We start from the raw sequence: 4,042 nt of genomic DNA on the forward strand, positions 1-4,042 counted from the left end.
GGCGGCGGGCGGCCTTCCGGGCCCGGGCCCGGGCCCGGGCCCTGACCCGTACCCGGACCAGCCGCAGCCGGCGAGCGGCGACAGCGAGCAGGAATGAAAGGTCACGCCTCCTCGGGCTTCGGGGACTCGGACTCCGGGACCTCCAGCTTCGGCGGCAGGCCGAACAGCGGGAACCAGCGGGCCGCGTCCAGGAAGTTGTTGATGCCCGCGATTCGGCCGTCCTCGATCTCGATGATCTGGAGAGCCCAGGGCGTATGGCCGGTGCCGTCCTCGGCCGGGTGGTAGTGGGCGAACGCCGGAGTGCCGTTGGCCGCCGTCGGGACGAGCCGGGAACCACGGCAGACCGAGCCCACGCCGAGCAGCCAGCCCACGATGTCCTCATGGCCCTGGAGCCACAGGTCATAGGGCGGCATGGAGAACTTGGCGTCGTCGTGGAGCAGCGCCGTAAGCGCCTGCATGTCATAGCCCTCGAAGGCCGCGACATACCGCTCCAGCAGCGCCTTCTGCTCGTCGTCCAGCGGATCGGCCGTATCGGTCTCGGCGGGCTCCGCCTCGGCGAGCGTCGCACGGGCCCGCTGGAGCGCGCTGTTGACCGAGGCGACGGTGGTGTCCAGCAGCTCGGCGACCTCGCTCGCCTTCCAGGCCAGCACCTCGCGCAGGATCAGCACGGCCCGCTGCTTGGGCGGAAGATGCTGGAGCGCGGCGACGAACGCCAGCCGGATCGTCTCCCGCGACACCGCCGTGTCCGCCGGATCCGCCACCGCCGGCAGCACGCGCCCGTCCGGCACCGGCTCCAGCCAGGTGATCTCCGGACGGGCGCTGAGCTGCGCCTCGGCCACGGGCGTCGCGGCCGTGAGATCCATGGGCCGCGCCCTGCGGTTGCCCGCGTTGAGCATGTCCAGACAGACGTTGGTCGCGATGCGGTAGAGCCAGGATCGGAGCGAGGAGCGGCCCTCGAACTTCTCGAAGCCGCGCCACGCGCGCACCATCGTGTCCTGCACGGCGTCCTCGGCCTCGAAGGCCGAGCCCAGCATCCGGTAGCAGTAGCCGGTCAGCTCCGTGCGGTGCTTCTCCAGCCGGGAATCAAGGTCCTGTGCCGAAACCAGATCACTCATAGGTCACCCCAGTCGCCCCCTTGGAACCAGTCTCCCGGAAGCTACCGCAGGCCACTGACAACGGCTCAGGTTCCCGGCTTACGCCCGTAGACGTAGACGTCGTCACCGTTCTTCAGCAGAGACCAGTACTTACTGGCGGCGGTCTTGGTCATGTTCACGCAGCCGTGTGAACCGGGCGGGTTCCACACGCTGACACCGACCGAGTGGAAGGCCTGGCCGCCGTCGAAGAACTGGCTGTAGGGCATGGGCACGTCGTAGATCGAGGAGACATGGTTCTTGTGCCGCCAGTAGATCTTCTTCAGCCCGGTCCTGGTCTCGTAGCCGTTACGCCCGGTACGCACCGGCACCGGCCCGTACACCAGCTTCTTGCCGTCCTGGATCCAGCTCAACTGCCGCGTGAGGTCGACACAGGCGATCCGGCCCTTGTTGACCGGGCACTTGCCGGCCTTGTTCGGCGTCTTGCCCGCGGCCTTCTGCTTGTTCATCAGATCCATCACGCCCCAGGTGACGGGCCCGGCGTAACCGATGGTCGGCGTGATGCCGTGCTTCAACTGGAAGGCACGGATGGCCTTGCAGTCCGCCGCGGACTGCTTGCCGTCCACGGGCCGCCCGAGAAACTTCTCGACCTGCTTCTGATACGGCCCTTTGCTGGTCGTACAAGAAGCCGCCTGGGCGGACCCGGCCCCCAGCCCCACCCCCAACGGCACCACCAAAGCAACAACCCCGGCCGCCACGGCCCCGGTACGGCGTATGTGCCCCATCTCGCCCGTCCCCCTTCGTACACGTCACTCGTGTGGCGTACTCAGGGTGGTAGACGGGTGAGGAGCGCCCGGAGTTGCACGGACGGGACGGGAGATTTCCCTCAGCCGCGGGAGGTTTCGGCGGTGGCGGCGCCGGCCAGGGCGGCGGCGGTGGTAGCAGCCGAAGCGGCGGTCCGGCGGCGTTCTGTGCGGGCGTGGTGGGTGCCGTACAGGGTGATGGAGACGACGCCGAGTACTGCTGCGAGGCCGAGGAGTACGGTCGCGGGCCAGCCGGCCGTGTGGAAGGCGATCGCGCCCAGTGTTCCGCCGGCGCTGCTGCCGAGGTAGTACGCCGACTGGTAGAGCGCCGAGGCCTGGGCGCGGCCCGTCTTCGCCGTGTGGCTCACCGCGGACGAGGCGACCGCGTGGCCCGCGAAGAAGCCCGCTGTGATCAGCACCAGGCCGAGCAGCACCGCGGTCAGGGTGTCCGCCAGCGAGAGCAGCAGGCCCGCCGCCGTCGTTCCCACGGCCAGATAGAGCGCGCCGCGCCGGCCCAGCCGTCCGACCAGCCGACCGGCCGCGGCCGAGGAGAGCGTACCGACCAGATAGACCAGGAAGATCGAGCCGATGACGCCCTGCGGGAGGCTGAACGGCGCCTCCACCAGCCGGTAGCCGATCACGGTGTAGACCGCACCGAACACCGTCATGAAGAGCGCGCCGATCGCGTACAGCCGGCGCAGCAGCGGATCGGCGAGATGCCCGCCGACGGTCCGCGCCAGCGACCGCGGGCTCAGCGAACGCGGTGTGAAGTGCCGTGCCTTGGGCAGCAGTACGCGGAAGACCACCGCGCACACCACCGCCAGCAGCCCCACCGCGCCGAGCGCCGCGCGCCAGCCCCAGAGCTGGGCGGCCCAGCCGGTGACGATACGGCCGCTCATCCCGCCGACGCTGTTGCCCGCGACGAACAGACCGATCGCGGCGACCAGCGCCTTCGGCCGTACCTCCTCGGCGAGGAACGCCATCGCCGACGCCGGCAGCCCGGCGAGCGTCGCGCCCTGTACGGCGCGCAGCGCCACCAGCCACTCCAGGCTCGGCGCGAACGGCACCAGCAGCCCGACCGCGACGGCGACCGCCAGCGAGACGGTCATCAGCGTGCGCCGCCCGAACCGCTCGGACAGCGCGCTCAGCGGCAGTACGAAGAGCGCCAGCGCGCCCGTGGCCGCCGAGACCGTCCAGCTCGCCTGGCTCGCCGTCACACCGAGGCCGGTGGAGATGGCGGGTAGCAGGGCCTGGGTGGAGTAGAGGAGCGCGAAGGTGGCGACTCCGGCGGCGAAGAGCGCGAGGCTCATCCGGCGGTAGCCGGGACGGCCTGGGCTGAGGTGCGCGGCGGAATCGGTGGTGGCGGTGGCGGCGGACGGCGCGGAGGAGGCACCCACGGTGGTGGGCGCCCCGGTACTGACGGAAGGCATGGTTCGAACGTAGGCACCGCGGCTTCATGCGTCCAATGCATGGACTCGCGATAATCGTTCCCATGACGCATGAGCAGAGGTCACAGAGGCGCGTGTCATGGAACAGTTACGAAGAAGACATGGCGGCGACGCCTGGAGCGACGGGTGCGGCCGGTGCCGCCGGTGTGCCCGGTGCCGCCGGTGCGGCCGAGCTGGATCCCGCGTCCTGGCCGGCCCTCCTCGCGCCGCGCCTCGCGTACTTCGCCGGTGTGGCCCGTCATGAGCATGTGACCCGAGCGGCGCAGGACATGGGCGTACCGCAGTCCACGCTCTCGCGGGCGATGGTCCGGCTCGAACAGGACCTGGACATCGCGCTGTTCGCCCGCAAGGGCCGTACGGTCGCGCTCACTCCGGCGGGCCGTACCTTCCTCGCCTCGGTCGAGCGGGCCCTCGCGGAGGTGGCGCGCGCGGCCGAGTCCGTACGGGCCGACGCGGACCCGGAGTCCGGCAAGGTGGCCTTCGGCTTTCTGCACACGATGGGATCCGAGACCGTACCGGAGCTGATCCGGGCCTTCCGTGCCGACCATCCGCGGGTACGGTTCCAGCTCGTCCAGAACTACGGCGAGGCGATGCTGGAGCGTATGCGCGCGGGCGAGCTGGACCTCTGCCTCACCTCGCCGGTGCCCGACGCGCCGGATCTGGTGGCCCGCCGTGTCGACGAGCAGCGGCTGCGGCTGGG

The 4,042-nt window shown here is 70.6% G+C and carries 4 protein-coding genes; 1 reads left to right on the forward strand and 3 read right to left on the reverse strand.

The features are described 5' to 3' along the window. Nucleotides 1-101: 101 nt before the first annotated feature. The 3 genes from GA0115259_RS30295 to GA0115259_RS30305 all read right to left on the reverse strand — a co-directional run bounded on the left by GA0115259_RS30295 (nt 102) and on the right by GA0115259_RS30305 (nt 3,324). A complete protein-coding gene (locus GA0115259_RS30295) occupies nt 102-1,115 on the reverse strand; it encodes a sigma-70 family RNA polymerase sigma factor (protein ID WP_093602925.1) in 1,014 nt (337 codons plus the stop codon). A 65-nt stretch (nt 1,116-1,180) separates the two neighbouring features. Beyond that, the gene (locus GA0115259_RS30300) at nt 1,181-1,876 is read right to left on the reverse strand and encodes a L,D-transpeptidase family protein (protein WP_093602927.1); all 696 of its coding nucleotides are present in this window, start codon (nt 1,874-1,876) and stop codon (nt 1,181-1,183) included. 101 nt (nt 1,877-1,977) lie between these two features. Next, a complete protein-coding gene (locus GA0115259_RS30305) occupies nt 1,978-3,324 on the reverse strand; it encodes an MFS transporter (RefSeq protein WP_093602929.1) in 1,347 nt (448 codons plus the stop codon). A 62-nt stretch (nt 3,325-3,386) separates the two neighbouring features. On the opposite strand from GA0115259_RS30305, the gene GA0115259_RS30310 reads away from it, so the two are divergent. Beyond that, a partial coding sequence (locus GA0115259_RS30310) for a LysR family transcriptional regulator (protein WP_141716750.1) occupies nt 3,387-4,042 on the forward strand: 656 nt, incomplete at its 3' end.

This window comes from Streptomyces sp. MnatMP-M17 (assembly GCF_900091995.1).
In the GTDB taxonomy this organism is placed as follows: domain Bacteria; phylum Actinomycetota; class Actinomycetes; order Streptomycetales; family Streptomycetaceae; genus Streptomyces.

Bases quoted from the DNA above. Each gene is read 5' to 3' on its own strand.
- GA0115259_RS30305 (WP_093602929.1), bottom strand. From the start codon at position 3,324: ATGCCTTCCGTCAGTACCGGGGCGCCCACCACCGTGGGTGCCTCCTCC.
- GA0115259_RS30295 (WP_093602925.1), bottom strand. From the start codon at position 1,115: ATGAGTGATCTGGTTTCGGCACAGGACCTTGATTCCCGGCTGGAGAAG.
- GA0115259_RS30300 (WP_093602927.1), bottom strand. From the start codon at position 1,876: ATGGGGCACATACGCCGTACCGGGGCCGTGGCGGCCGGGGTTGTTGCT.